Raw genomic sequence first — 25730 nt, forward strand, 5'->3', positions numbered from 1 at the left:
CGGCGTCGCTATGCCGGATCGGCGCGCGCCGCGAGAGCGTCGCGGTCGACGATGGTGATGGCTCGTCCGCCGGGCAAGCCGATGACACCGCGGGTCTTCAGCTGCGTCATCTGCCGGCTGACTGTTTCGATCGTCAGCCCCAATATGTCGGCGATCTGCCCCCGCGAAAGCGGGAGGTCGAACGTGACCGGCCCGCTGGGCGTTCCCCTGCAACCGGTCGCCGCGGCACGGGTCGCCATATCGACGAGAAACCCCGCGACCTTCTCGCTCGCCGACTTGCGCGCGAGCGTCAGCATGCGCGACCGCGCCTCGTCGAGTGCGGCAAGCGTGCGTTGCAGCAATAGCCGCTCCATCCGCGCATGATCGGTCAGGACGCGCTCGAACGATGCGCGCGGAAAGATGCACACTTCCGCGTCGGTCAGCGCCGACACGCTGAAATCGGCCTGCCCGGGATAGGGCTGCCCGACAAAATCGGCGGGGTATAGGAGCCCGACGATCTGCTCGCGACCGTCACCGCTCGACGCGACGAGCTTGAGCACGCCCGACAGCAGGTTGGCGCACAGGATATTGTCCTCGCCCGCCCAGATCAGCGTTTCGCCACGCCGCACGATCCGCCGCCGACCCAGCGTGTTGAGCGCATGCAGTTCGCTGTTGGTCAGGCTGCCGCACAGCGACTGATCGCGGACCGCACAGTCGACGCAGATGGTTGCAGCAAGCATGACGGCAGATATAGCGCCCGGTCGCCGAATTGACCGCATCAATTCGGCGCCGACTGGTCAATATCGCCGGACGGGCTGGGCAGGATATGTTGCCGGACACTGTCTACGGCATGTCCGGTACGTCGATTTCGTCATCGGCCGGCAGGGAAAACTCATGCCACATGCCGTTCAGCACTCCGAAGCCCAGCGCAAGGCCGAGGCCCAATACCCAACTGAAATACCACATTATCTATCGTCCTTGGCGCACGGAGTGATCAGTAGAAATCGGGATTGGTCGCGACCTCATGCGCGGTGACGCGGCCCCACATCAGCTTGAAGGCCCATGCGGTGTAGGCAAGGACGATCGGCAGGAAGACGACGGTGACGAACAGCATGATCCCGAGTGTCTTTTCGGACGATGACGCATTCCAGACCGTCAGGCTCGAATGCGCGTCGATGCTCGACGGCAAAATGTAGGGGAACATCGACAGCCCGACGGTCGCAATGATCCCCACCGCTGATGCCGAGGATCCGGCAAATGCCGCACTCTCGATCCGTCGGCGTATGCCAATCAGCGCGACCACCGCGCCGCCGAATCCCAGCAGCGGGGCGATCACCATCCAGGGATGGAGTGCATAGTTCGCCAGCCACGCGCCCGCAGCGATTTCGCTCGTCGTGCGCAGCGGATTGGATGGCCCCGCCGCATCGATGGCCCCGACGATGCGGAACCCGATATCGGTCCAGGCGACGAACGCCCAGCCGGCTGCGAACAGGACCAGCGACAGAATCGCGGCCAAGGTTCCGAACCGCGTCGCGCGGTCATGGACCGGGCCATGCTCGACTTTAATCGCCAGCCACGCGCTGCCGTGCAGGACCAGCATCGCGACCGACAACAGGCCGCAGATCAGCGTAAAGGGCGTGAACAGCCCGAGGAAACTGCCGTCGAAAAAGGCGCGCAGATCGCTGTCGAGCCGGAACGGCGCCCCCGACAGGACATTGCCGACCGCGACCCCGAAGACGAGCGCCGGCACGACACCGCCCACGAACAGCGCCCAGTCCCATCCGGACCGCCACCGCGGATCCGGCCGCTTCGACCGGTACTTGAACCCGACCGGTCGCAGGATCAGCGCCGCGAGCACGAGGAACATCGCGAGGTAAAAGCCCGAAAAGCTGACCGCATAGACGAACGGCCAGGCGGCAAAGATCGCGCCGCCACCCAGGATGAACCAGACCTGGTTCCCCTCCCAGGTCGGACCGACCGAGTTGATCACCATCCGGCGCTCGGAATCGGTCCGTGCGACGAACGGCAGGAGCGTGGCGACCCCGAGGTCGAACCCGTCGGTGAGGGCAAAGGCGATGAGCAACACCCCCATCAGCCCCCACCACAATATGCGCAGCGTCTCATAGTCGAACATCGGATCGTGCCTTTCGGATCAGGCGAAAAGGGGTCAGGCGGGGATCGGATCGGCGGTCACGGGGCGCGCCGCGCCGCGCCCTGCCGGTCCGGCATCGGGAACCGGATAGGCATCCTCGTCATGCTCGAACGGCCCCTTGCGGATCGTCGCGAGGATCAGACGGACCTCGATGACCGCGAGCGTCCCGTAGATTGCGGTGAAACCGATGATCGTCGTCCACAGCACGCCGCGCGTCAGCGAGGATGCGGCGAGGAAGGTCGGCAGCACGCCCTCGATCGCCCAGGGCTGGCGGCCGATCTCGGCGAGCATCCAGCCCAGCTCGATCGCAATCCAGGGTAAGGGAATCGCGATCACCGCGAGTTTCAGGAACCACCGCGTCTGGGTGTGCAGGCGGAGCGACGTCAGGACGAACGCCGCCCCGAACAGCGCGATCATCAGTATCCCGATCGCGGCCATGATCCGGAAGCTCCAGAACATCAGCGGCACGTTCGGCACCACGTCCCACGCGGTCGTGGCGATCAGCGCGGGGCTGGCAGTGCGCGGATCCGCGACATGCCGCTTGAGCAACAGGGCGTAACCGAGGTCACGCTTGTGCGCCTCGAACCGTGCGCGCTGCACGACATTGGCAGGGTCGGTCTTCAGCCGTTCGACCGCGTCATAGGCGACTACACCCGACGTGATCCGCTCCTGCGCCTTGAGCACCAGTTCGGACATCCCGGTGACGGTGCCGTCGAGGCTGCGCGTCGCGATCAGCCCGAGGACCCAGGGGATCTGAACCTCGTACCGGGTTTCCCGGGCGGCGACGTCGGGTACGCCGAACAGCGTCAGACCGGCCGGCGCGGGTGCCGTGTGCCAGGCCGCCTCGATCGCGGCGAGCTTCATCTTCTGGTTGTCGGTCAGGGCATAGCCGCTCTCGTCACCCAGCACGACGACTGACAGCGACGCGGCCAGGCCAAAGGCTGCCGCCACCGTCATCGATCGCCGCGCCACGCCCTTGTAGCGGTCGGTGAGCAACCAGAAGGCGCTGATGCCCAGCACGACCACCGCCGCGCAGACATAACCCGCGCTGACCGTATGGACGAACTTGGCCTGCGCGATCGGGTTGAACAGGACGGCGCCGAAATCGGTCACCTCCATCCGCATCGTTTCCGGATTGAACTTTGCGCCAACCGGATTCTGCATCCAGCCGTTCGCGATCAGGATCCACAGCGCGGACAGGTTGGTGCCCAGCGCCACCATCGCCGTGACGAGCAGATGCCCGAGCTTCGACAGCCGCCCCCAGCCGAAGAACATGATGCCGACGAACGTCGCTTCGAGGAAGAACGCCATCAGCCCCTCGATCGCGAGCGGCGCGCCGAATATGTCCCCGACATAATGCGAGAAATACGACCAGTTCGTGCCGAACTGGAATTCCATCGTCAGCCCGGTGGCCACCCCCAGCACGAAGTTGATCGCGAAGATCCGCCCCCAGAAGCGCGTGATCACGCGCCAGATCGGCCGGTTCGTCATGACATAGACCGATTCCATGATGACCAGCATCATCGACAGGCCCAGCGTCAGCGGCACGAAGAGAAAATGATAGAGCGCGGTGAGCGCAAACTGCAGCCGCGACAGGTCGATGACCCCGAGGTCCATGGAACGGTCTCCCCCCGGCGAACATGCCGGTTTGGTCGGGGCGTAAGTGGCGCGGCCGGTGAGAACATTGACCGCGGTCAAAGACCAGACGAACGGCAATACGCGACAAGCCTGTCCATGACGGCACTATCTTCGAGCGACCTCCCATCCACCGACCCGACGCCCCGCGCGCGTCGCCAGTGGCTCAAGACCATCGCCCAGGGCGGTCGACGCGGCGATGCGGCGGCGGCGTGGCTCATGCTCGACAGCATTGCCGCGATCGGCTTTGCCGGCGGCCTGGCGGGGGCGATCGTCGCAGTTCCAGCTGGCGCCGCCGCGGTCCTACCCTGGGCAATGCTCGTCGTCCTGTCCGGCGGCCTTCGCGGTCTCGTCGTCATGCTCGCGACGCGCACGGGCGCCCGCCAGGCCGAAGACGCCAAGGTGACGTTGCGTCGCCGGATCGTCGCATCGGCGCTGCACCGCGCCCCCGGTGCGCCGACGACCACGGGTGTCCTGATGGCCGCGGTGGTGGACGAGGTGGACGCGCTCGACGGCTATATCGCGCGATTCCTGCCCGCGCGCAAAGCAGCCGCCATCGCACCCTTCCTGATCCTGCTCGCAACCGCGTTGGCCAGCCCCGTCGCCGCGGGCATCCTGGTCGTGACGCTCATACCGTTCGTCGTCGCGATGGCGCTTGCGGGGGGCGCGGCCGCAGACAAATCCCGGCGCCAGTTCACCGCGCTGGCCCGGCTGACCGGGCGGTTCGCGGATCGGGTCCGCGCACTGCCGGTCGTCCTTGCGTTCGGCGCCGGGGACCGCGAGGCCCGCGCGCTCGGGGTCGCCGCGGACGAACTCGCGGCGCGGACGATGGGCGTGCTGCGCGTCGCCTTCCTGTCCTCGGGCGCGCTGGAGTTCTTCGCCGCACTCTCGGTCGCGCTGGTCGCGGTCTATTGCGGGTTCAACCTGCTCCACCTCCTGCCCTTCCCGGTGTCCGAGCAGCTCGATCTCGGCCGCGCCTTCTTCGTGCTGGCACTCGCGCCCGAATTCTACGCGCCGATGCGCCGTCTCGCCGCCGCCTATCACGACAAGCAGGCGGCCGAGACCGCGGCGGATCGCCTGATCGCCCTCCCCGCGCCCGCGCCCGCCTCTCCCATGCCGGCGTCGCTGCCATCGACGCCGCGCGCACTGCGGCTCGAAATGCCCGCTCTGCCCGCACTGGCGTTCAGGTCGGTCGCGATCCGCTATCCCGGCGCGGAACGCTGCGCGGTGTCCGACCTGTCGTTCGACGTTCCGTCCGGCCGCATCGTCGTGCTGATCGGACCATCGGGCAGCGGCAAGACCAGCGCGTTGCACCTGCTGCTCGGCCTCGCGCCGCTGGTCGCGGGCGATGTCCTGATCGACGGCGAGCGACTCCCACCCGGCGGTTCGCTCGCGTCGCGCGCATCCTGGGCTGGCCAGCATCCGTTGATCATCGCCGGAACGATCCGCGAAAACCTGCGGCTTGCCTGCCCCGACGCCACCGACGATGCGATCGACCGCGCCGTGGTGCAGGCCGGTCTTCGGCCGATGCTGATGGCACGCGGCGGCGGTCGGGTGGCCGCCGGTCTCGACACGCGGCTCGATGCGCGGGGCGGCGGGCTGTCCGGTGGCGAGCGGCGGCGGCTTGCCCTGGCGCGCGCCATGCTCAAGCCGGCGCCGATCCTGCTGCTCGACGAGCCGACGGCACATCTCGATGCGCTGTCGGAGACCGCGCTGGTGACGACGATCGCGGCGGCCTGTCGCGGCCGGACGACGCTGATCGCGACGCATAGCGACCGCCTGGCCGGCATCGCCAATCATGTGATCCGGCTTGGAGACCCCGCATGACCGGTCCACTCGACAGGGTGCTGGCGCAGGAGCGACGTGCGCAGCGCCCACTCCTCGCACGCGCCGCGCTGCTCGCCGCGCTCGTTGCGGCGGCATCCGTCCTGCTGCTCCGGCTGTCGGGCTGGTTCATCACCGCCGCCGCGATCGCCGGTCTGGCGGGCCCGGCCGCAGCGCTCGCGTTCAACTACATGCTGCCAAGCGCGGGGATCCGGCTTCTTGCCATCCTGCGGACCGGCGCACGCTACGGCGAGCGCCTCGCCAGCCACGAGGCGGCGTTCGGCGCGCTCGCACGTATACGCCCGGCCATCTTCCGCGCGCTCGCAGCACAGCCCGCTGGTACCGCACTGGCCTTCGGGACGGGCGAGGCGACCGCCCGGCTGATCGGCGACGTCGATGCGATGGAGATGCAGTTCGTACGGCAGTCCGCGCCCTGGGGCGTCGCCGCCGCGCTGATCACGGGGCTCGGGTTCGTGTCGCTCGGCAGCATCGCCGCGGCGGCGGCGACCGCGTGCTGCATGGCGGTGCTCCTGATCGTTGCCGACCGGCTTGCCCGTCGTAGCGCGCCGCTCGGCCAAGCTGTGCAATATGCTGCCGGGGCACTTCGCGAGACGTTCGCGGGCCTCGCCGATGCCGCCCCCGAACTGCGATGCTTCGGGCTCGAGCCCTGGGCGGCTGCGCAGGTCGACGATCGAAGTTGTGCGCTCGCCGCCGCGCAGCGTGCGCAGGCAGAAGCCGTTGGATGGCTGGACCTGCTGCAAGCGACGGCCGTCGGCATCGCCGCCGCCGGCGCCGCGATCCTTTCGGCGGGATCGGGGGCGCCACGGGCTGCACTGGCGGCGCTGGCAGGGGCGATGACGATCGACGCGGGAACGCCGGTGTTGCGCGCGATGATCGAGCGAGGTCGCATGCGCGCCGCACGCGACCGCCTCGACGATATTCTGGAAACGCACGAGAGCGCAGAGACTTACCCGGAGGATGCATCTTCGCGTGCTTTGCCGAACACGGCCGGTCCTAGCCGTGGCGCACTGCACTTCGTCCTGTCGGCGGGGACGTGTCACGTGCGGCGGGGCGATCGGGTCGCGCTGACCGGCCCCTCGGGGATCGGCAAGACGACGCTCGTCGAACGGATGCTGTCGTTGCGGCCGAGCACGCCTGGCGAGATATGGCTGGACGGAGATGATATCGGCCTGATCCCGGCAGAGATATCGCGGCGCAGCTTCGCCTGGGCACCACAGGATGCCGCGCTGCTGTCGGGGACGGTGCGCGACAATCTGATGCTGGCCAACCCGGATGCCGACGATGCCACGCTGTGGCGGGCGCTGCACGACGCGGCGCTCGACGATAAGGTCCGCGCGCTCGATCACGGACTCGACGCGTGGGTCGGTGAAAACGGCGCACGCCTGTCGGGCGGGGAGCGGCGCCGTCTCGCGGTCGCGCGTGCCTATTGCTCGCTCGCGCCGTGGCTCGTGCTCGACGAGCCGAGCGAGGGGCTGGACCGCACGACCGAAAAGCTGCTCGCGGCCCGGCTGGTACAGCGCCTCGACACGACCGGACAGGGGCTGATTCTTGTGAGCCACCGCCCGGCGCTCGTCGCCCTCTGCCCCCGGCGTTTCGACCTGACACAGGCGGGATCGGACCGGCGCAGCGCCGCCTAGCAGCGGCTCCGGCGGCTGTCGCTCAGCCTGCCGCGGCCCGCGCGAGCTGCGCCCGATCGAGGATGATGACGCCGCGCCCGCCCGGCAGGGCAACGACCCCGCGGCGTTTCAAGGATGTCATCTGCCGGCTGACGGTCTCGATCGTCATCCCCAGCAACGCGCCGACCTCCGACCGGCTCATCGGCAGGTCGAAGCGGGCCGGGCCCGGCTGACCCATCCGCCGTGCCATTTCCAGCAGGAACGTGGCGATCCGCGCGCCCGCGGCCTTGCGTCCCAGCATCAACATCCACATCCGCGCGTCGTCGAGCGCACCGAGCGCGCGGTGCAGCAACAGGCGTTCCATCGCCGGATGCGCGTCGAGCATGTTTTGCAGCGCCGCGCGCGGGTACACGCACAGCTCCGCATCGGTGATCACCCGGATCGTCTCGTTCGCGGTGTCGGCAAACAGGTCGCCGACGAAATCACCGGCAAAGGCGAGGCCGACAATGTGTTCGCGACCCTCCGGCCCCGCGCGCATCGCCTTCAGCACCCCCGACACGACGGTGGCGCAGATCGCGTTCGGATCCCCGCCCCAGACCAGCACCTGCCCTGCCGGCATCGTCCGCCGTCGGCCGATCCCGTGCAGCGCGACCAGGCCCGCGTCTTCGAGCGTCGCACACAGCGCATCGTCGCGTACGTTGCAGGCGGCACAGCGCGGCGGCAGCGTCACGACCGCCCCGCCAGCCGCGCTAGACCGCATGGCTGAACCGTGCCGAGGCGGTCTGCCGGTACGCGTCCAGCCTGCTCGCAATGACGCGCGCATAGGGAAGCGCGTCTTCGCTCAGGCGCAGCACGCTTCCCTCCCAGGCGATCAGCCCGTACCGTTCGAACGGCGTCAGCCGCCTGCGGATGTCCGCCCCGTCACTCAGTGCAGTCAGATTGGCCGTGCCCCGGGTCAGGATCGTCTCGATCGCCCGGCCGCGCAGCCTGTCCTCCGGAGTGCGCCGAAGCCCGCGACAGGTTGCCAGTGTTCCAGCATCAATCCGCATGCCGTAGCGCCCCGTATTCTTCTCGGTCTGCAGGATCCGGTCGGGGAAATCGCTGATCGCGCTGGCGCCCAGACCGATCAGGATCTCCGCCGGGTCTTCGGTGAATCCCTGGAAGTTGCGGCACAGGCCGCCGCTCGCCGCCGCCTGCGCGAGCGCATCGCCCGGTCGGGCGAAATGGTCGAACCCGACCGGATCATAGCCGGCATCGACCAGCATGCGATGCGCCAGAGCCGCCTGCGCAAAGCGCTCCGCCGTCCCCGCCAGCCCGTCCGCGACGATGCGTCGCTGGCGCGGTACGAGGTGCGGGACGTGCGCATAGCCGAACACCGCAAGCCGGTCGGGGGCCATCGCGATGCTCTCGACGATGCTGGCGCGCAGGCTCTGCTCGGACTGTTGCGGCAGGCCATACATGAGATCGAAATTGATCGACCCGACACCGGCGTCGCGCAGGAGCGCGGTCGTGCGACGGATATCCTCCGACGGCTGCACGCGCCCGATCGCCGCCTGGACCTGGGGGTCGAGCGTCTGGACGCCGAGGCTGACCCGCGACACCCCTGCCCGCCCGATCGCCCCCGCCCAGTCGCGATCAAAGCCACGCGGATCGACCTCGACCGATAGTATCGCACCGGTGCAGTCGAACGCCGTCCTGACGCTTTCGACGAGCCGGAGAAACGCCGCCGGCAGAATCGCGTTCGGACTGCCGCCACCAAACGCGATCCGTCCCACGCGGACGCCAGTCACCCGCTGCGCAACGAGTGCGATCTCGCGTTCGAGCCGTTCGACATAGGTGGCGAGCCGCGCGGCGCGGTTCGCCGCCCCCGTGTTGCATCCGCAATACCAGCATATGTCCCGGCAATAGGGGATGTGCAGATACAGCGAGACGACCGTCCCCGGCACCATGCCCCCCAGCGCCTCCTCCATGTCGGCCGGGCCGACATCGTCGCCGAATTCGGCAGCGGTCGGATAGCTGGTGTAGCGCGGCACGGGTGTCGCGAGCAGTTCGGGGTGATAGGTCCACATGCGATGATGGGTGCGATGTCCCCTTCGGCGGGTCTTTGATCGGCATCAAATCCGCGTTTGGCCGTGATCAACGCCCCCGCCTCGCCGTACGCCTAGCCCGAACGCATCCCAATCAGGAGTCGGGCAATGAAGCATCTTTCCATCGGCGTAGTTCTAGCCGCCGCCGGCCTCGGCATCGCCACGCCGGCCATGGCGCAGGACCCGGCACCGCGCACCGGTATCCAGGCGGGCGACGTGCTCGTCCGCCTGCGCGCGATCGTCGTCGCGCCGAACGAACGCTCGGGCGGGATCCTCCCGACCTTCCCCGGCGAGCGCGTCAGCGTCGACAACAGCGCGATGCCCGAGGTCGACGTCACCTATATGGCCACCGACCAGATCGGCTTCGAACTGATCGCCGCGACGACCAAGCACAGCGCCAGCGGGCGTAGCGGGACGACCGGATCGATCGGCAAGCTGGCCTCGACCTGGGTGCTGCCCCCGACGCTGACCGCGCAATATCACCTCAACCCGCGCGGCTCGATCCGTCCCTATGTTGGAGCCGGACTGAACTACACGATGTTCTGGAACGAGGATGCCTCGGCGGGTCTCGAAAAGGCGGTCGGGCGGACGCGGGTGCGTATGAAGGACAGCTTCGGCTGGGCGGCGCAGGCCGGGGTCGACGTCGACATCACGCCGAAGGTCTTTCTCAACCTCGACGTCAAATATATCGACATCGACACGAGCGCTCGACTGCGCACGACGGCAATCGGTACGCAGAACGTGAAGATCAATCTCGATCCGCTCGTGTTCGGCGTCGGTCTCGGCCTGAGGCTTTAACCCCGCGGCCGAACTGGACCGCGGGTCATCGCGCCCGCGGTCCTAGTCGTCGAACGCCGCGACCGAGACGCGGGTGCCGCGCAGGAACGCGTCGGCGACGAGCGTGAAGGGGGTCGTGTCGACCTCGCTGCGCCCGTCGCGGACCAAGGCGGCGAAACGCGCGTAGAGCCCGGCATATTCGGCATCGTCATGCTCGCTGCTGCCCTCGGGCAGTGTGAGCACCGCGCCCCCTCTGGCGAGACGGAGCGTACCGGCGTCGGTGTCGACGACGATGTCCCAGCTTTGCGGGCCGGTCTGACGCCAGTCGAGATCCATCGTGATCGGCGTGCCCGACGCACTGCGGAAGGCGAGATCGGCGGCGATCGGCGCGGCACGATTGGCCGGTGTCGACAGCGTCGCGGACGCGAGGAAGAACGGCTCGGGCAGGATCTCCGTCGCGATCGACAAGGCATTGATGCCAGGATCGAACACGCCAAGCCCGCCCGGCTCCCAGATCCACGCCTGGCCAGGATGCCAGACGCGGACGTCTTCGCGCCAGACGATCGACACGCGGTCGATGCGACGGTCGGCAAGCCAGGCCTTGGCGGGTGCGACACCCGCCGCGAACCGCGAATGCCAGCCGGCGAACAGCGTCGCGCCGGTCCGTGCGGCCTGAGCCTCGAGCGCATCCACCTCGGCGAGTGTCGCGCCCGGCGGCTTTTCAAGGAACACGTGCAGCCGCTTGGCGAGCGCCATCGTGGCGAGCGAATAGCGCACCTGCGGCGGCGTGCAGAGCGCGATCGCGTCGATCGCCGGACCGTCGGTGAGCAGCGCCTCGAGCGACCTGAAGTTGGCGACGCCCTCGACGCCCGGATCCCGCGGGCTGACGCTGGCGACGAGCTCGAATTCGGCGTTGCCGGCGATCGACGGGAGATGCTGGTCGCGCGCGATCTTGCCCATGCCGACGACGGCGATGCGAATGGCTGCCATGCTCAGAGCGCCTTTACCGAGACCGACCGCGGCGCGGCCCTGGTCAGCGTGTTGCGCAGCGGGAGCGTGAAGGGCGCAGCCTCGATTTCGAATACGTCGCCTTCACGCGTCGTCACGCCCTCGGCGAACGACAGCGTCGCGGTGCCGAAGAAATGGACATGAATGTCGCCCGGGCGGCGGAACAGGTCATATTTGAAATGATGCGCCTCGAGATTGGCGATGCTGTGCGACATGTTCGCCTCGCCCGACAGGAACGGCTTCTCCCACAGGACGGCGCCGTCGCGGTGAATCCGGCTCATTCCCTCGACATGCTCGGGCAGCGTGCCGACCAGCAGCTCCGGGCCCAGCGACGCCTGGCGCAGCTTGGAATGCGCGAGCCACAGATAATTGTGCCGCTCGGTCACATGATCGCTGAACTCGTTGGCCAGACACAGGCCGAGCCGGAATGGCGTGCCGTCAGCCCCGATCAGGTAGATCCCGGCAAGCTCGGGCTCCTCGCCGCCATCCTCGGCAAAATCAGGCATCTCCAGCGCGGCACCCGGCGCGACGAGCCCCGAACCGTCGCCCTTGTAGAACCATTCGGGCTGCTGGCCGCGCTCGCCCGGCCCCGGCTTGCCGCGCTCGACGCCCTCCAGGAACATCCGCATCGAATCGGTCTGCTTTTCGGCATCCGCCGCGGCACGATGCATCTTGTCGCGCCCCTCGGCCGAGCCGAGATGCGTCAGCCCGGTACCCGTCATGACGACATGCGCCGGATCGACATGATCGATCGGTGACATCAGCCGACCGGCCGCCAGTTCGGCCGCGATGTCGACGCTGGCGCCCGTCCCATACGCCGCAACCGCGCCGGCGAGATCGGTGCCATCGGCGATCGCGCGCTCGGCAAGCGCACGGACGCTATCTACTCCGGGAACGAAAGCCGCCCCAGCGCTGGTGGCCGCGATCACCGATCGCGTGCCGTCGACGCCAACATGCTGCAACAGGCGCAAGCTCATCATCCTCTCCTTTCCGGGTGCCGCTGTTACGGTTCGCCCGGACGTCATCATGCTGGAATTGGCGGGTCAGCCGGCGACGACGCCGTCGATCAGCCGCGGCGCGTCCGTGTCGTCACGTACACAGGCAGGCAACAATTCCGGCAGTAGGTTCTGATAGGATACCGGCCGCAGGAAGCGGTCGATTGCCAGGCTGCCGACCGAGGTCGTGCGACCGTCCGACGTCGCCGGGAACGGCCCGCCATGGACCATAGCATGCGCGACCTCGACACCCGTCGGCCAGCCATTGGCCAGGATCCGCCCCGCCTTGCGCTCGAGCAGCGGGATCAGGCGCGACGCCATCCCGGCATCGCCCGCGTCCATCTGAATCGTCGCGGTCAGCTGACCTTCCGCGGCGCGCAGCACGGCATGGAGCTCGTTCTCGTCTGCGCAGCGCACCAGCAGCGACGACGCCCCGAACACCTCATGCCCCAGCGCCGCGTCGCTCAGGAACTGCGCGGCGGTGGTTTCGAAGAACGCCGCCTGCCCCTGTGCGACACCTTCGCCGACCTTGCCCTGTGCGATCGTCTTGACCGCGTCATGGCCCGCGAGCGCCTCGACGCCCTTCTGGTACGCGGCATGGATGCCGCCGGTGAGCATGGTCGCCGCCGGTGCGTCGGGAAGCGCGGTCGCCGCTGCGGCGACAAACGCATCGAGCCCGTCGCCCTCGATCGCGAGGACCAGCCCGGGATTGGTGCAGAACTGCCCCGCGCCCATCGTCAGCGAACCGACGAACGCCGTACCCAGCGCCGCGCCGCGCGCTTTCAGCGCCTCGGGCAACAGCACGACGGGATTGATGCTCGACATCTCGGCATAGACCGGGATCGGCACGTCGCGCGCCTGCGCCAGCTTGACGAGTGCCAGGCCGCCAGCGCGCGACCCGGTGAAGCCGACCGCAGCGATCCGCGGATCCTGGACCAGCGTGCTGCCCAGATCATTGCCGGGGCCGACCAGATGCGAGAACACGCCCTTTGGCAGGCCGCAGGCAGCAACCGCCGCCGCGATCGCGCCCGCGACCATCGCGCCGGTGGCGGGGTGCGCCGGATGACCCTTGACGACGACGGGGCAGCCCGCAGCGAGCGCGGAGGCGGTATCACCACCCGCGGTCGAGAAGGCGAGCGGGAAATTGCTCGCCCCGAACACCGCGACCGGGCCGAGCGGGATCATCCGCAGCCGCAGGTCGGGACGCGGCAAGGGTGCGCGGTCGGGCAGCGCCGGGTCGATCCGGACACCCATCCAGCCGCCGCGTCGCACGACGCCTGCGAACAGCTTCAGCTGCCCGACGGTACGACCCCGCTCGCCCTCGAGCCGCGCGCGCGGCAAGCCGCTTTCGCGCATCGCAGTGACGATCAGCGTGTCGCCGAGCGCGACGATCTCTTCGCCGATCCGTTCGAGAAAGTCCGCGCGGGCTGCATTGTCGGTCGCGCGATACGCATCGAATGCCGCGTCGGCGGCAGCACAGGCCGTCGCAACGTCATCAGCGCCGTGGACCGCAAAGGCCTCGCCGGTCGCGAGCCCCGTCGCCGCGTCGATCGAACGGAACGCGTCGTTGCCGGCCGTCTCGGCCGTCTGGATATCAGTCATGGATAGTAGCTCCCTTATACTCAGACTTATGCGCAATGGCCCGATTTAGCAATCTTTTGGCGTTCCTTGATGGCACGCGGACTGTTACGCCGTGATGATGGAGCAGGCGCTATGACGATCAACGACGACGATCCACAGGAGATTGTGACCGACGCCGGAACAGCACGCAGCCCCCGGGGGACCGGCCGCCGCCTACACGGCGCGGTGGCGCACAAGCTGGGCACCGCGATCCTGTCGGGCGAATATGCGCCCGGCGACACGCTGGCCGGGGAAGTCGATTTCTCCAAGACGCTCGACGTGTCGCGAAGCGCGTACCGCGAGGCCGTGCAGGTGCTGACCGCCAAGGGGCTGGTCGAGAGCCGGCCCAAGATCGGCACGCGCGTCCTGCCCCGCAGCCGTTGGAACCTGCTTGATCCCGACGTGCTCGCCTGGGCATTCGCGGCCGAGCCCGACATCATGTTCGTGCGCGACCTGTTCGAACTGCGCGCAATCGTCGAACCGGCCGCCGCCGCGCTGGCGGCCGAGCGCCGCGACCGCGCCGATCTGAAGATCATGAAGGACGCGCTCACCGCGATGCGTCGCCACACGCTCGCGACCGAGGCGGGCCGCGCGGCGGATCGCGAATTCCATGACGCCGTGCTGACCGCGACGCGGAACGACGCGCTGATCGTGCTGAGCGCCAGCATCGGCGCGGCGGTCAACTGGACCACCCAGTACAAGCAACGCGCCCGCGCGCTGCCCCGCAACCCGATCCCCGATCATGTGCTGGTCTATGACGCGGTCGCAGCCGGCGATGCCGCGGCGGCAAGTGCCGCGATGCGCACGCTGGTCGACCTGGCACTGGAAGATACGAAGGCAGCGATGCAGCGCTGAACGCGCCGCATCGCCGATATCCGGATCATCCGACCGCGACCGGCTCGGGCAGCGCATGCGTCACGCGCGATCCCCAGAGCGCGTAGAACAGGATGTAGAGTTCACACGCCGCGGTCAGCAGGAACGAGATCTGCAGGCCATAACGGTCCGCAAGCCAGCCCTGCACGATCACCAGCGCACCACCCGCGATCGCCATGATCAACAGCCCTGACCCCTCTTCCGTCAGCGGTCCTAGCCCGCGGATGCCGAGCGTGAAGATCGTCGGGAACATGATCGAATGGAACAGCCCGACCGAGATCAGCGCCCACATCGCGACATGCCCGGTGGTGAAGGTGGCGACCAGCATCACGACGAACGCGCCGATGCTGGCCAGCGCCAGGACGTGCTCGGCGGGCACGCTGCGCATGATGACGCTGCCGACCAGCCGCCCGACCATCATCCCGCCCCACAGGATGAACAGATAGTGCGAGGCCTGCTCGTGCGTCAGATTGCCGATCTGCGGCTGGCTGACGAAATTGATGAACAGGTTGGCGACGCCGATCTCGGCGATCAGATAGATGAAGATTGCCGGGATGCCGAGGACGAGGTTGCGATGCGACCAGAGCGACAGGCCCTTGCGATCGGCCTTTGCCGAACGCTGCGTCGCCGCCCCCATTGCCGGCAGCGGGAAGCGTGCGATGACGACCGCGAGCACGACCAGCACGCCCGCGACGATGAGATAGGGCAGCACGACCGACTGCGCGTCGGCAAGCCGCTCGGCGGGGGTCAGTACCGCGGTGGATCCGGCGACCGCCGTACCCGAGGTCGAGCGGCCGAGGATCAGATAGCCGCCGAACAAGGGCGCGAGCGTCGCACCCGCCGAATTGAATGCCTGGACCAGGTTGAGCCGTGACGAGGCGGTCTCGGGCGGGCCAACGACCGCGACATAGGGGTTCGCCGCGACCTGAAGCAGCGTGATGCCGCTGGCGATCACGAACAGTGCGAACAGCGTCACGCCATAAGACGGCAGCCGCGCGGCGGGCACCATCATCAATGCGCCCGCGGCCATCAAGCCGAGCCCGAACACCATCGCGCGCTGATAGCCGACGCGCTCGATCAGCTTGGCGGACGGGATCGACGCGAAGAAATAGGCGATGAACCAGACGCTCTCGATCAGCGTGGTCTGTGTGTAGCTGAGGTCGAACACGCTGCGCAGATGCGGCAGCAGCGTGTTGTTGATGACCGTGATGAAGCCCCACATGAAGAACAGGCTGGCCAGCAAGGTCAGCGCGGATCGGTAGCTCGGCCCCTCCGCACTGCCCCCCGTCCCCGGTGCAGCGCCTGCGATCGTCCCGTGCGTCTGTATCGGCATCGCCATAATCGTCCATCCTCCGTGCCATGTCGGCGACTGAACATCAGTCTTTTCCCGCATGGCTTGCTCAGAAATATATTGTCCGACTATATACCCCCATAAGGCGCGTCAACGGCGTCAGAGGATCAGGATAGGAACCGGAATGAGCGGAATCGGAAAAACGGGGATCATCTTGGCAACTCTCTTAGCCGCCCTGGCAGCGCCGGCGGCGAACGCGGCCGAGGCCAGGCGCACCCCCGCGGGTACGCTGCGCGACGGCACGGCGATCGAGGCGATCACGCTCAGCAACGCGCACGGCGTCTCCGCGCGCATCCTGTCCTATGGCGCGACGCTGCAATCGCTGATGGCGCCCGACCGGGCCGGCAAGGTCGCCGACGTCGTGCTCGGCTATGACGACCTCGCCTCCTATGTCGACCATCCCAATTTCTTCGGCGTGACGGTCGGGCGCTTCGCCAACCGCATCGCCGGCGGCCGCTTCACGCTCGACGGCAAGGCCTATCAGCTTCCGCTCAACGACAAGGTCAATTCGCTGCACGGCGGCGGCGAGGGTTTCGACAAGGTCGCGTGGAAAGTCCTGTCAATGAAGGACGGCCCGACCGCGACGCTCGTGCTCGGCCACCGCAGCGCGGATGGCGAGTCCGGCTATCCGGGCAACCTCGACGTCACCGTCACCTACACGCTCGACGAAGCGGGCAATCTGGGCATCGCCTATGATGCCAGGACCGACAAGCCGACGATCGTGAACATGACCAATCACGCGATCTTCGATCTTGGTGGCGAGGGATCGCCGATGGGCGCGAACGGCCACCGACTGACCATCCCCGCCAAGGCGATCACGCCGGTCGACGACAAGCTGATCCCGACTGGCGCGTTGCAGCCCGTCCAGGGAACCGTGTTCGACTTCCGCAACGGCCGGATCGTCGGCGAAGGGCTTCGCGACGGCCGCGACCAGCAGATCCGCTACGGCCACGGTTACGATCACAATTTCGCGCTCGACAAGGGCGTCACCGCCAAGCCCGAGCTGGCCGCGCGGCTTGAGGATCCTGCCTCGGGACGCGTGCTCGAAGTCCTGTCGACAGAGCCCGGCGTGCAATTCTACACCGGCAATTTTCTTGACGGGACGTTCATCGGCAAGCACGGCCATCTCTACCGGATGGGCGACGGTATCGCGCTGGAACCGCAGAAATTTCCGGACGCACCGAACAAGCCGAATTTCGTCTCCGCGCGCGTCGATCCGGGCAAGCCCTATCATCACGCCATGATCTACCGCGTCTCCGTCGCTCGCTGATATTCGACCTGCTTACCCCGGAAAGCCTCTCATGACCGACTTGCCCAAACTCCGCAGCCGCGCGTGGTTCGACAATCCCGAGAATATCGACATGACCGCGCTCTATCTGGAGCGCTATCTGAACTTCGGATTGAGCCTGGAGGAACTGCGCTCGGGCAAGCCGATCATCGGCATCGCGCAGACCGGCAGCGACCTCAGCCCCTGCAACCGTCATCACCTCGTGCTCGCCGAACGCCTGCGCGAAGGCATTCGCGAGGCGGGCGGGATCGCGCTCGAATTCCCGGTCCACCCGATCCAGGAAACCGGCAAGCGCCCGACCGCGGGGCTCGACCGCAACCTCGCCTATCTGGCGCTGGTCGAGGTGCTTTACGGCTATCCGCTCGACGGCGTCGTGCTGACGATTGGTTGCGACAAGACGACGCCCGCCTGCCTGATGGCGGCGGCCACGGTCAATATTCCCGCGATCGCGCTGTCGGTCGGGCCGATGCTCAACGGCTGGCACAAGGGTGAGCGGACCGGCTCGGGCACGATCGTGTGGAAGGCGCGCGAGCTGCTCGCGACCGGCGCGATCGACGATGAAGGCTTCATCAAGCTCGTCGCTTCGTCGGCGCCCTCGACCGGCTATTGCAACACGATGGGCACCGCGACGACGATGAATTCGCTCGCCGAGGCGATCGGCATGCAGCTGCCCGGCTCGGCCGCGATCCCCGCGCCCTACCGCGACCGCCAAGAGGTCGCGTACAAGACCGGCAAGCGCATCGTCGACATGGTCGCCGAGGATCTGAAGCCCAGCGACATCCTGACCAAGGAGGCGTTCCACAACGCGATCGTCGTCAATTCGGCGATCGGCGGATCGACCAACTCGCCGATCCACCTCGCCGCGATCGCGCGCCATATCGGCGTCGACCTGCCGATCGACGACTGGCAGACGCACGGCCACAAGGTCCCGCTGATGGTCAACCTTCAGCCCGCCGGCGAGTATCTCGGCGAGGATTATTACCATGCCGGCGGGGTGCCAGCGGTGGTCGCCGAGCTGATGAAGCAGGGCCTGATCCACGAAGACGCGATGACTGCCAACGGCAAGAGCATCGGCGACAATTGCCGCACCGCGACGATCGAGGACGAGCGCGTCATCCGCCCGTTCGCGAACCCGCTGCTGGAGGATGCCGGCTTCATCGTGCTCCGCGGCAATTTGTTCGACAGCGCGATCATGAAGACGAGCGTCATCTCGCCGGAATTCCGCGAACGCTATCTCAGCAATCCGGACGATCCCGAGGCGTTCGAAGGCCCCGCGGTCGTGTTCGACGGCCCCGAGGACTATCATCACCGGATTGACGATCCGTCGCTCGGCATCACCACCGATACGCTGCTCTTCATGCGCGGTGCCGGCCCGATCGGCTATCCGGGTGCCGCCGAAGTCGTCAACATGCGTCCGCCCGCTTATCTCATCCGCGAAGGCGTTCACGCGCTTCCCTGCATCGGCGAAGGTCGCCAATCGGGCACGTCAGGCTCGCCCTCGATCCTCAACGCCAGCCCCGAGGCGGCGGCAATGGGCGGCCTCGCGCTGATCCGCACCGGCGACCGTATTCGCATCGATCTCGGCAAGGGCAGCGCCGATGTCCTGATCTCCGATGAGGACCTCGCCGAGCGGCGCCGCACGCTGACTGCGGCGGGCGGCTATGCCTTCCCGCGCTCGCAGACGCCGTGGCAGGAAATTCAGCGCGCCACGGTCGGCCAGATGGAAACCGGTGCCATCCTCGAAGGTGCGGAGAAATATCAACGCATCGCCCAGACGATGGGCCTGCCGCGCGACAACCACTAGGTCCGGACTGCCGGGCCGCGCACGTCGCGCGGCCCGGCGGGCGCGAACAAATTCCTCGCATGGCCCGCTATTTTGCATTGCAGCATGGGCCAACATGATTACTTAGCACGCTAATGACCTCCCCCCGCGCCGTGCTTGAATCATCCTACGCCCGAACCCTCCTGCCGCTCGCGCGCAGCTGGCGGCAGGCGGCCGACCATGCGCTCCGCGACATGGGGGTGTCGGCATCGACCGGCTGGGCGCTGGTTCAGGTCGGACGGCTGGGCGACGATGTGCGGCAGATCGATCTCGCCTGTGAACTCGACGTGACACAGGCATCGCTGGTGCGCTCGATCGACCAGATGACCGCCGCCGGGCTCGTCGAGCGCCACCGCGATCCCGCCGATGCGCGGGTCAGCCGAATCCGCCTGACGCCGCACGGACGAAAGCTCGTCACCACGATCGAGGCGAAGTTCGCGGCGCTGCGCCATGCGATGCTCGAGGGTGTGCCGGACGACGATCTCGCCACCGCGCTACGCGTCGCGGAACGGCTTGGTGCGCGGTTTGTAGCAGATCGCGGACGATGACGCTGTCCCGGTTCGGGGGGAAGGAGGCGCTCTTCTCGGTCAAATGCTTCGTCGCCGCGATCCTCGCTTATTACATCGCGCTGCGGATCGGTCTGACGCGGCCCTATTGGGCGGTGACGACGTCCTATATCGTCGCGCAGCCGCTGGCCGGCGCGGTGTTGTCCAAGGCGGTGTTCCGGGTCGCGGGGACGGTGCTCGGCGCGATTGCCGCGGTCGTGCTCGTACCGAACCTCGTCAACGCGCCCGAACTCCTGTCGCTCGGCCTCGCGCTGTGGCTCGGGCTGTGCCTCTACATCTCGCTGCTCGACCGGACGCCGCGGGCCTATGTGTTCCTGCTCGCGGGCTATACCGCCAGCATCATCGGCTTTCCATCGGTTGCGGCGCCGGGCGCGGTCTTCACCATCGCTGCGCTGCGGGTGCAGGAGATCACGATCGGTATCCTGTGCGGCAGTCTGATCCACGGCCTCGTCTTCCCGCAGACCGTCACCGCCGTGCTGCTCGGCCGGATCGACGCGATCCTCGCCGACGCGGAGCGCTGGTCGCGCGATTCGCTTGCGGGGGAAAGCGATGCCGCGCTCGACCGGGACCGGCGGCGGCTGGCGCTCGATATCAACGAGCTGCACCAGCTTTCCATTCACTTGCCGTTCGACACCGCCCGGCTCCTGCCGCGTGTCCGGACGCTTCGCGCACTCCAGGCGGAACTGTCGATGCTGTTGCCGCTGGCGAGCGCGATCGACGACCGGATCGTCGAGCTCAAGCGGGGCGCCGACAGGCCGCGCCCCGAGGCGCTCGCGCTGATCGAGGACGTTCGCGAATGGCTGCGCGATCCCTCTTCGGCATCGGAGCGCGGCGCGCACGCCGATGAGCTGATCGCCCGGGCCCGCGCGCTCGAACCCGCGCCCGGCAGCGGGCTGATCTGGCGTGACGCGTTGCGGCTAAGCCTGGTGGCGCGGCTCGGGGAACTGGTCGAGGCGCATCGCAACGTGCGCGACCTGCGCGATCAGATGCGATCGCCGTCGCGCGCGCCCGTCACCCCCGCCGTCGCGCGGCTGCTCGCACGCTCCGCCCGCAGACCGCTCCACCGCGATCGCGGCATCGCGCTGCGCGCGGCCGCGGGCACGGTGATGACGATCCTGCTGGGCTGCGCCTTCTGGATCGGGACCGCATGGACCGACGGTGCGGGCGCGGTGCTGATTGCGGGAGTGTGCTGCGCCTTGTTCGGCAACAGCGACAACCCGGCGCCGGCTATCAAGGCATTCTTCTATGGCACGATCCTCGGCCTGGTCGTGTCGGCCGTCTATGCGTTTGCGATCCTGCCACGCGTGACCGACTTCGTGACGCTCGCCGCGGTGCTCGCGCCGCCGATGCTGATCGGGGGAATGTTCCTCGCGCGGCCGGCAACCTTGCTCGTCACGCTCGGTGCACTGCTTGGCGGACTCAACACGGTCGGGCTGAACGACCGGTTCGGCGGCGGGTTCGACCAGTTTATGAACGGCGCGATCGCGCAATTGATCGGGACGTTGTTCGCGGTCGTCACGGTCGGCCTGTTCCAGACGATCGGCGCGCAGACCAGCGCGCGACGGTTGCTCCGTGCCGGCTGGCGCGAACTGGCGACGCGCGCGGATTCGACCGGCCGGCCCGATACGGCGGGCTGGATCGCGCGGATGCTCGACCGGATCGGACTGCTCGCACCGCGGCTTGCACTGCAGGGCGAGGATCCCGGCAAGCCGCTGCTCGATGCGCTGACCGACCTGCGCGTCGGTGTGGCGGTCGGCGAGCTGCGCCAGCTCCGGATCGACGGTCCGGTCGACGAGGCGGCGATGATCACGCCGGTGCTGCGCGGGGTCGGGACGCATTACCGCGCACTACGCCCCAACCAGCCGGCGCCCCCCGAACCCGATCTGCTCGCGGGGATCGACCGGGCGCTGGCCGGCTTCGCGTCGAGCATGCCCGAGCGACACCGCACGAGCGTGCTCGCGCTCACCTCGCTGCGCCGCAACCTCTTTCCCTCGGCCCCCGCCTATGCGGGCGGTCCGGAGATGCCCGCATGACCGGCGAGATCTCGATCGGCGGTGTCTATCTGCCGACCCTCCTCCTGCTTGCGGTTGCCGCGGTCGTGCTCACGGGCGTCGCTACCCGCCTGCTCGCCTTTGCCGGGGTGTACCGTGCGGTGACCTATCGTCCGCTGGTCGACCTGGCGCTGTTCATCCTCATCCTCGGGCTACTTGCCCTGCTCACCGGACCCTCCGCATGACCTCGCCCCGTCTCAAGTCCCTGCTGGCCCCGCTCGGCCGTTCCGCCGTCACCTTGGTCATCGTCGCGCTCGCGGTGGTCGTCGCGCTGTGGCTGTGGAAGCGCTACGAGAGCGATCCGTGGACGCGCGACGGGCATATCCGCGCCGACATCGTTCGCGTCACCCCCGATGTCGCGGGTCTCGTCACGCGCGTCGCGGTACAGGACAACCAGACGGTCAAGCCCGGCGACGTGCTGTTCGTGGTCGATCGTCCGCGTTTCGAACTGACGCTTGCGCAATCTGACGCCTCGATCGCGAGCGCGCGCGCGACCCTGCTGCAGGCGCGGCGCGAGGCGCAACGCGACCTCGCGCTGGGCGATCTGGTCGCCAAGGAAACGCACGAACAGAATGTCGCGCGCGTCGCCACCGCCTCGGCGACGCTCGCGCAGGCCCGGAGCGCGCGATCGACCGCGGCGCTGAACCTCGCGCGGACAACGGTGCGGGCGACCGTGCACGGCATCGTCACCAATCTCGACCTGCACCCCGGCGACTATATCGCGGCGGGCGCACAGGCGATGGCGCTGATCGACACGGACTCGCTTCGCGTCGAGGGCTATTTCGAGGAAACCAAGCTCGGCAGCATCCATCTCGGCGACCCGGTAACCGTGCATCTGATGGGCGAAGCGCAGGCGTTGCACGGCCGCGTCGACAGCATCGCCGCGGGCATCAACGACAGCGAGCGGACGAACACGACCAACCTGCTGCCCAATGTGAACCCGACCTTCAACTGGGTCCGCCTCGCACAGCGCATCCCCGTGCGTGTGAAGCTGGTGCAGGTGCCGAAGGGTGTCCCGCTTATCGTCGGGCGGACGGCGACAGTGACGGTGGAACCCAAACTTCAGTCGGGAGCGCCGGCGTGATGCGCACGCGTCTCTCGCCAATCAGCCGTTCCCCCACCCGCCGCGGTCTCGCCACGAGTATCCTCGCGCTCGGCCTCGTCGCCTGCACCACCGCCGGCCCGGACTATGCGCGCCCCGACCGCGCCGTCGCCGCGATGCCCGCCGCGCAGGGCGCGTTTGACAGCGGTCACGATGCCGCGTTCGTCGATGCCCCCCTCCCCGATCGCTGGTGGCAGCTCTATGGCGATCCCCGGCTCGACGCGTTCGTCGCCGAGGCGCTGGCGGCGAACACCGATCTGCGGGCGGCCGATGCCAATCTCCGCCGCGCCGACGCGGTCGTTGCGGAGGTTGCCGCCGGGCGGACGCTGTCGACCGCGATCGGCGGCGGTACGTCGATCGACCGGCCCTATGCGAGCCGCGGCAATCTGCCCGGCACGCTTGACGCCAATCTCGGCATCACCCTCGCCTACCCGCTCGACCTGTCGGGGCGCATTCGGCGAGCGATCGAAGCCGCGCAGGGCGATGCGCAGGCGGTCGCCGCCGCGCGCGACGACGTCCGCGTGACCGTCGCGGCCGAAACCGCGCGCAGCTATGCCGCGGTGTGCACGGCAAACATGGTGCTCGCCGCGAACAGCCGCGTTCTGGCCCTGCAGCGCCAGACGCTCGACGTCACGCGCCGCTTGCAGCGCGGCGGGCGCGGCACGGCGTTCGACGTCACGCGGGCAAGGACCGCGGTCGACCAGAGCGAGGCGTTGATCCCGTCGCAGGTCGCGACGCGCACCGCCGCGCTCTACCGGCTGGCGACGCTGATGGGTCGCGCACCCGCCGCCTATCCCGCCGAGGTCGCGACCTGCGCGAAGCCTCCCGCGCTGACCCGGCCGCTGCCGATCGGCGACGGCGCCGCACTGATCCGCCGCCGGCCCGATATTCGTCAGGCCGAACGCGCACTGGTAGCGGCGACCGCGCGGATCGGCGTCGCCACCGCCGACCTGTATCCGCAGGTCAGCCTGGGGGGATCCGCCGGGTTCACCGGGCCGGTCTCGACGCTGGGATCCACCAGCGCATTCCACCTGGGGCTCGGCCCGCTCATCAGCTGGAGCTTTCCGAACCGCCCGGTCGTCCGTGCACGGATAGCGCAGGCCGGCGCTTCGGCGGATCAGGCGCTGGCGCAGTTCGATTCGACGACGCTGGAGGCGTTGCGCGAGACCGAGACCGCGCTGTCCGCCTATGCGCGCGAAGGCGACCGCAACGCCGCGCTGTCGCGGGCGCAGGCGAGCGCCGCGACCGCCGCCGGCCAGGCGGGCACGCTCTATCGCTTTGGCCGAACCGATTTCCTGTCGCTGCTGACCGCGCAGGCGGCGCTGACCACGGCCCAGGCCAACCTCGCCGCGTCCGACGCATTGTTGATCGATCGCCAGGTCGACGTCTTCAAGGCGCTGGGCGGCGGGTGGCAGGCATGAGGCTTCGCCGGCGGGGGCTCGCCGCGATCAACAGCGAAGTCCGCGACGGCATCGTCCCGGCCGCCGACGCGATCGCGCGGGTCCCGCGCGACGCCGGAGCGCCTGCGCACACGTCGAGCAACTACCGCGTCACCGCACTGATCATCGCCTGCGCGCTGTTCATGGAGCAGATGGATTCCACCGTGCTCGCGACGGCGTTGCCGACCATGGCGCGCGATTTCGGCGTGCCCGCGACGAGCATGGGATCGGCACTTACCTCCTATCTGCTGGCGCTGGCGATCTTCATCCCGGCAAGCGGGCGGCTTGCCGACCGGTTCGGATCGCGCACCGTGTTCCGGGCCGCGATCCTGTTTTTCGTCGGCGGTTCGATCCTGTGCGGTCAGGCGACCAGCCTGTCGTTCATGATGGGCGCGCGGTTCCTGCAGGGTCTGGGCGGCGCGATGATGATCCCGATCGGGCGTCTCGTCCTGCTTCGCAGCGTGGCCAAGGAAGACATGGTGCAGGCCATGTCGTGGCTGATCATGCCTGCGCTGATCGGTCCGATCCTGGGGCCACCGGTCGGGGGCGCGATCGTCACCTATCTGGACTGGCGCTGGATCTTCTACCTCAACATCCCGATCGGCATGCTCGGCGTGGTGCTCGTCACCCGCTATATCGGTGATGTGCGCGAGGATCGCCCGGCACGGTTCGACGTCCCCGGCTTCATCCTGTCAGGCGTGTCGCTCGGCTGCCTGTTGTTCGGGTTCGAGATGACCAGCCGCACGGGCGAATTAACGCAGGCCGTCGCGCTCATCGCAGTCGGCCTGGTCGCGGGCGTCGCCTATATCCGCCACGCCAGACGCCGCAGCGATCCGATCCTCGACCTGTCGCTGATGCGGATCCCGACCTTCCGCCTGTCGGTGATCGGCGGATCGCTGACGCGGATCACGCAAGGCGCTCAGCCGTTCCTGTTGCCGATGATGCTCCAGCTCGGCTTCGGCATGACCGCGGCGGCGAGCGGCGCGATCACGATCGCCGGGGCGATCGGGTCGCTGATGATGAAGAGCCTCGCCCCCCGCGTGCTGCGACGGTGCGGATTCCGCAACAGTCTGATCGTCGGCGGCCTGTGTTCGAGCGGCGGCTATGCGGTGTGCGGGCTGTTCCGCCCCGACTGGCCCATCCCCGTCATCTTCGGCGTCCTGATGCTCTCGGGCTTCTTCATGTCGTTCCAGTTCTCGGCCTACAACACGATCGCCTACGACGAAATTCCGTCGTCACGGATGAGCAGCGCGACGAGCTTCTACGCGACGTTCCAGCAACTCATGCTCTCGCTCGGCATCTGCGTCGGCGCGGCCGCGTTGCATGTCGGCATGCTCGGATCGGGCACGACACGCCCGGTGCTCGCCAATTTCACCCTCGCCTTCCTGGTCGTGACGGCGGTGTCGGCGGCCGCGACGATCTGGAACCGCCGTTTTGCCGTCGATGCCGGATCCGATCTCAGCGGACACCGCCAAGTGCCTGCCCAACCCGGGATGGCAGCGGGTCGATAACCCCTCCCGGCAC

At 68.2% G+C, this 25730-nt stretch carries 22 protein-coding genes; 12 read left to right on the top strand and 10 right to left on the bottom strand.

The annotated features are described in order from the left end of the window. Positions 1–8: 8 nt before the first annotated feature. The 4 genes from IFT54_RS09990 to IFT54_RS10005 all read right to left on the bottom strand — a co-directional run bounded on the left by IFT54_RS09990 (position 9) and on the right by IFT54_RS10005 (position 3748). The gene (locus IFT54_RS09990) at positions 9–719 is read right to left on the bottom strand and encodes a Crp/Fnr family transcriptional regulator (protein WP_037529129.1); all 711 of its coding nucleotides are present in this window, start codon (positions 717–719) and stop codon (positions 9–11) included. A gap of 103 nt (positions 720–822) precedes the next feature. Beyond that, positions 823–945: a cytochrome bd-I oxidase subunit CydX gene (gene cydX / locus IFT54_RS09995; RefSeq protein WP_031440400.1), complete on the bottom strand. Its 123-nt coding sequence runs from the start codon at positions 943–945 to the stop codon at positions 823–825. A gap of 28 nt (positions 946–973) precedes the next feature. Continuing rightward, the gene (gene cydB / locus IFT54_RS10000) at positions 974–2113 is read right to left on the bottom strand and encodes a cytochrome d ubiquinol oxidase subunit II (RefSeq protein WP_192070491.1); all 1140 of its coding nucleotides are present in this window, start codon (positions 2111–2113) and stop codon (positions 974–976) included. 33 nt (positions 2114–2146) lie between these two features. After that, positions 2147–3748 carry a cytochrome ubiquinol oxidase subunit I gene (locus tag IFT54_RS10005; RefSeq protein WP_192070492.1) on the bottom strand — a complete coding sequence of 534 codons (1602 nt, stop codon included), beginning with the start codon at positions 3746–3748 and terminating at the stop codon, positions 2147–2149. Between the two features lie 117 nt (positions 3749–3865). On the opposite strand from IFT54_RS10005, the gene cydD reads away from it, so the two are divergent. Further along, on the top strand, positions 3866–5593 hold the full coding sequence (cydD, locus tag IFT54_RS10010; RefSeq protein ID WP_192070493.1) for a thiol reductant ABC exporter subunit CydD: 1728 nt from the start codon (positions 3866–3868) through the stop codon (positions 5591–5593). After that, entirely contained in the window at positions 5590–7248 is a 1659-nt protein-coding gene (locus tag IFT54_RS10015) for an amino acid ABC transporter ATP-binding/permease protein (RefSeq protein ID WP_192070494.1), read from the top strand. The genes cydD and IFT54_RS10015 overlap by 4 nt, the downstream gene beginning before the upstream one ends. Before the next feature lie 22 nt (positions 7249–7270). Here the strand turns inward: IFT54_RS10015 and IFT54_RS10020 are convergent, their stop codons facing one another. Together IFT54_RS10020 and IFT54_RS10025 are read right to left on the bottom strand one after the other, a co-directional pair. Next, positions 7271–7987 (bottom strand): Crp/Fnr family transcriptional regulator, encoded by a 717-nt coding sequence (locus tag IFT54_RS10020; RefSeq protein WP_192070495.1) that lies wholly within the window; start codon positions 7985–7987, stop codon positions 7271–7273. Next, the gene (locus tag IFT54_RS10025) at positions 7977–9296 is read right to left on the bottom strand and encodes a radical SAM protein (protein ID WP_192070496.1); all 1320 of its coding nucleotides are present in this window, start codon (positions 9294–9296) and stop codon (positions 7977–7979) included. The genes IFT54_RS10020 and IFT54_RS10025 overlap by 11 nt, the downstream gene beginning before the upstream one ends. A gap of 126 nt (positions 9297–9422) precedes the next feature. Between IFT54_RS10025 and IFT54_RS10030 the strand changes: the two genes are divergently transcribed. After that, positions 9423–10112, top strand: coding sequence for an OmpW/AlkL family protein (locus tag IFT54_RS10030; protein WP_192070497.1), 690 nt, complete (start codon positions 9423–9425; stop codon positions 10110–10112). Positions 10113–10154: 42 nt separating this feature from the next. Here IFT54_RS10030 and IFT54_RS10035 read toward each other — a convergent pair whose 3' ends face one another. The 3 genes from IFT54_RS10035 to IFT54_RS10045 all read right to left on the bottom strand — a co-directional run bounded on the left by IFT54_RS10035 (position 10155) and on the right by IFT54_RS10045 (position 13696). Further along, positions 10155–11081: a Gfo/Idh/MocA family protein gene (locus tag IFT54_RS10035; protein ID WP_192070498.1), complete on the bottom strand. Its 927-nt coding sequence runs from the start codon at positions 11079–11081 to the stop codon at positions 10155–10157. A gap of 2 nt (positions 11082–11083) precedes the next feature. Beyond that, positions 11084–12076: an AraD1 family protein gene (gene araD1, locus IFT54_RS10040; protein WP_192070564.1), complete on the bottom strand. Its 993-nt coding sequence runs from the start codon at positions 12074–12076 to the stop codon at positions 11084–11086. Between the two features lie 66 nt (positions 12077–12142). Then, positions 12143–13696: an aldehyde dehydrogenase (NADP(+)) gene (locus tag IFT54_RS10045; RefSeq protein WP_192070499.1), complete on the bottom strand. Its 1554-nt coding sequence runs from the start codon at positions 13694–13696 to the stop codon at positions 12143–12145. 111 nt (positions 13697–13807) lie between these two features. On the opposite strand from IFT54_RS10045, the gene IFT54_RS10050 reads away from it, so the two are divergent. After that, positions 13808–14569: a FadR/GntR family transcriptional regulator gene (locus tag IFT54_RS10050; RefSeq protein WP_244648781.1), complete on the top strand. Its 762-nt coding sequence runs from the start codon at positions 13808–13810 to the stop codon at positions 14567–14569. Positions 14570–14594: 25 nt separating this feature from the next. Here the strand turns inward: IFT54_RS10050 and IFT54_RS10055 are convergent, their stop codons facing one another. Beyond that, positions 14595–15926: a sugar MFS transporter gene (locus IFT54_RS10055; protein WP_192070501.1), complete on the bottom strand. Its 1332-nt coding sequence runs from the start codon at positions 15924–15926 to the stop codon at positions 14595–14597. Positions 15927–16062: 136 nt separating this feature from the next. Between IFT54_RS10055 and IFT54_RS10060 the strand changes: the two genes are divergently transcribed. The 8 genes from IFT54_RS10060 to IFT54_RS10095 all read left to right on the top strand — a co-directional run bounded on the left by IFT54_RS10060 (position 16063) and on the right by IFT54_RS10095 (position 25717). Further along, positions 16063–17208, top strand: coding sequence for an aldose epimerase family protein (locus IFT54_RS10060; protein ID WP_192070502.1), 1146 nt, complete (start codon positions 16063–16065; stop codon positions 17206–17208). A gap of 31 nt (positions 17209–17239) precedes the next feature. Beyond that, the gene (locus IFT54_RS10065) at positions 17240–19030 is read left to right on the top strand and encodes an IlvD/Edd family dehydratase (protein WP_192070503.1); all 1791 of its coding nucleotides are present in this window, start codon (positions 17240–17242) and stop codon (positions 19028–19030) included. Between the two features lie 113 nt (positions 19031–19143). Next, a complete protein-coding gene (locus tag IFT54_RS10070; RefSeq protein ID WP_031396199.1) occupies positions 19144–19596 on the top strand; it encodes a MarR family winged helix-turn-helix transcriptional regulator in 453 nt (150 codons plus the stop codon). Further along, a complete protein-coding gene (locus IFT54_RS10075; protein ID WP_192070504.1) occupies positions 19593–21647 on the top strand; it encodes an FUSC family protein in 2055 nt (684 codons plus the stop codon). Before IFT54_RS10070 ends, IFT54_RS10075 begins: the two co-directional genes overlap by 4 nt. Continuing rightward, positions 21644–21850: a DUF1656 domain-containing protein gene (locus IFT54_RS10080; RefSeq protein WP_031394920.1), complete on the top strand. Its 207-nt coding sequence runs from the start codon at positions 21644–21646 to the stop codon at positions 21848–21850. Before IFT54_RS10075 ends, IFT54_RS10080 begins: the two co-directional genes overlap by 4 nt. Next, the gene (locus IFT54_RS10085; RefSeq protein WP_183935743.1) at positions 21847–22749 is read left to right on the top strand and encodes an efflux RND transporter periplasmic adaptor subunit; all 903 of its coding nucleotides are present in this window, start codon (positions 21847–21849) and stop codon (positions 22747–22749) included. Before IFT54_RS10080 ends, IFT54_RS10085 begins: the two co-directional genes overlap by 4 nt. Then, on the top strand, positions 22749–24188 hold the full coding sequence (locus IFT54_RS10090; protein ID WP_192070565.1) for an efflux transporter outer membrane subunit: 1440 nt from the start codon (positions 22749–22751) through the stop codon (positions 24186–24188). Before IFT54_RS10085 ends, IFT54_RS10090 begins: the two co-directional genes overlap by 1 nt. Then, positions 24185–25717, top strand: coding sequence for an MFS transporter (locus tag IFT54_RS10095; protein ID WP_192070505.1), 1533 nt, complete (start codon positions 24185–24187; stop codon positions 25715–25717). Before IFT54_RS10090 ends, IFT54_RS10095 begins: the two co-directional genes overlap by 4 nt. The last annotated feature ends 13 nt before the right edge of the window (positions 25718–25730 follow it).

It is taken from the genome of Sphingomonas sp. CFBP 13714 (genome assembly GCF_014842205.1).
Classification (GTDB): Bacteria; Pseudomonadota; Alphaproteobacteria; order Sphingomonadales; family Sphingomonadaceae; genus Sphingomonas; species Sphingomonas aerolata.

Coding starts and splice junctions, on each gene's coding strand:
- IFT54_RS09990 (WP_037529129.1), bottom strand. CDS start 719: ATGCTTGCTGCAACCATCTGCGTCGACTGTGCGGTCCGCGATCAGTCG.
- cydX (WP_031440400.1), bottom strand. CDS start 945: ATGTGGTATTTCAGTTGGGTATTGGGCCTCGGCCTTGCGCTGGGCTTC.
- cydB (WP_192070491.1), bottom strand. CDS start 2,113: ATGTTCGACTATGAGACGCTGCGCATATTGTGGTGGGGGCTGATGGGG.
- IFT54_RS10005 (WP_192070492.1), bottom strand. CDS start 3,748: ATGGACCTCGGGGTCATCGACCTGTCGCGGCTGCAGTTTGCGCTCACC.
- cydD (WP_192070493.1), top strand. CDS start 3,866: ATGACGGCACTATCTTCGAGCGACCTCCCATCCACCGACCCGACGCCC.
- IFT54_RS10015 (WP_192070494.1), top strand. CDS start 5,590: ATGACCGGTCCACTCGACAGGGTGCTGGCGCAGGAGCGACGTGCGCAG.
- IFT54_RS10020 (WP_192070495.1), bottom strand. CDS start 7,987: ATGCGGTCTAGCGCGGCTGGCGGGGCGGTCGTGACGCTGCCGCCGCGC.
- IFT54_RS10025 (WP_192070496.1), bottom strand. CDS start 9,296: ATGTGGACCTATCACCCCGAACTGCTCGCGACACCCGTGCCGCGCTAC.
- IFT54_RS10030 (WP_192070497.1), top strand. CDS start 9,423: ATGAAGCATCTTTCCATCGGCGTAGTTCTAGCCGCCGCCGGCCTCGGC.
- IFT54_RS10035 (WP_192070498.1), bottom strand. CDS start 11,081: ATGGCAGCCATTCGCATCGCCGTCGTCGGCATGGGCAAGATCGCGCGC.
- araD1 (WP_192070564.1), bottom strand. CDS start 12,076: ATGAGCTTGCGCCTGTTGCAGCATGTTGGCGTCGACGGCACGCGATCG.
- IFT54_RS10045 (WP_192070499.1), bottom strand. CDS start 13,696: ATGACTGATATCCAGACGGCCGAGACGGCCGGCAACGACGCGTTCCGT.
- IFT54_RS10050 (WP_244648781.1), top strand. CDS start 13,808: ATGACGATCAACGACGACGATCCACAGGAGATTGTGACCGACGCCGGA.
- IFT54_RS10055 (WP_192070501.1), bottom strand. CDS start 15,926: ATGGCGATGCCGATACAGACGCACGGGACGATCGCAGGCGCTGCACCG.
- IFT54_RS10060 (WP_192070502.1), top strand. CDS start 16,063: ATGAGCGGAATCGGAAAAACGGGGATCATCTTGGCAACTCTCTTAGCC.
- IFT54_RS10065 (WP_192070503.1), top strand. CDS start 17,240: ATGACCGACTTGCCCAAACTCCGCAGCCGCGCGTGGTTCGACAATCCC.
- IFT54_RS10070 (WP_031396199.1), top strand. CDS start 19,144: ATGACCTCCCCCCGCGCCGTGCTTGAATCATCCTACGCCCGAACCCTC.
- IFT54_RS10075 (WP_192070504.1), top strand. CDS start 19,593: ATGACGCTGTCCCGGTTCGGGGGGAAGGAGGCGCTCTTCTCGGTCAAA.
- IFT54_RS10080 (WP_031394920.1), top strand. CDS start 21,644: ATGACCGGCGAGATCTCGATCGGCGGTGTCTATCTGCCGACCCTCCTC.
- IFT54_RS10085 (WP_183935743.1), top strand. CDS start 21,847: ATGACCTCGCCCCGTCTCAAGTCCCTGCTGGCCCCGCTCGGCCGTTCC.
- IFT54_RS10090 (WP_192070565.1), top strand. CDS start 22,749: ATGCGCACGCGTCTCTCGCCAATCAGCCGTTCCCCCACCCGCCGCGGT.
- IFT54_RS10095 (WP_192070505.1), top strand. CDS start 24,185: ATGAGGCTTCGCCGGCGGGGGCTCGCCGCGATCAACAGCGAAGTCCGC.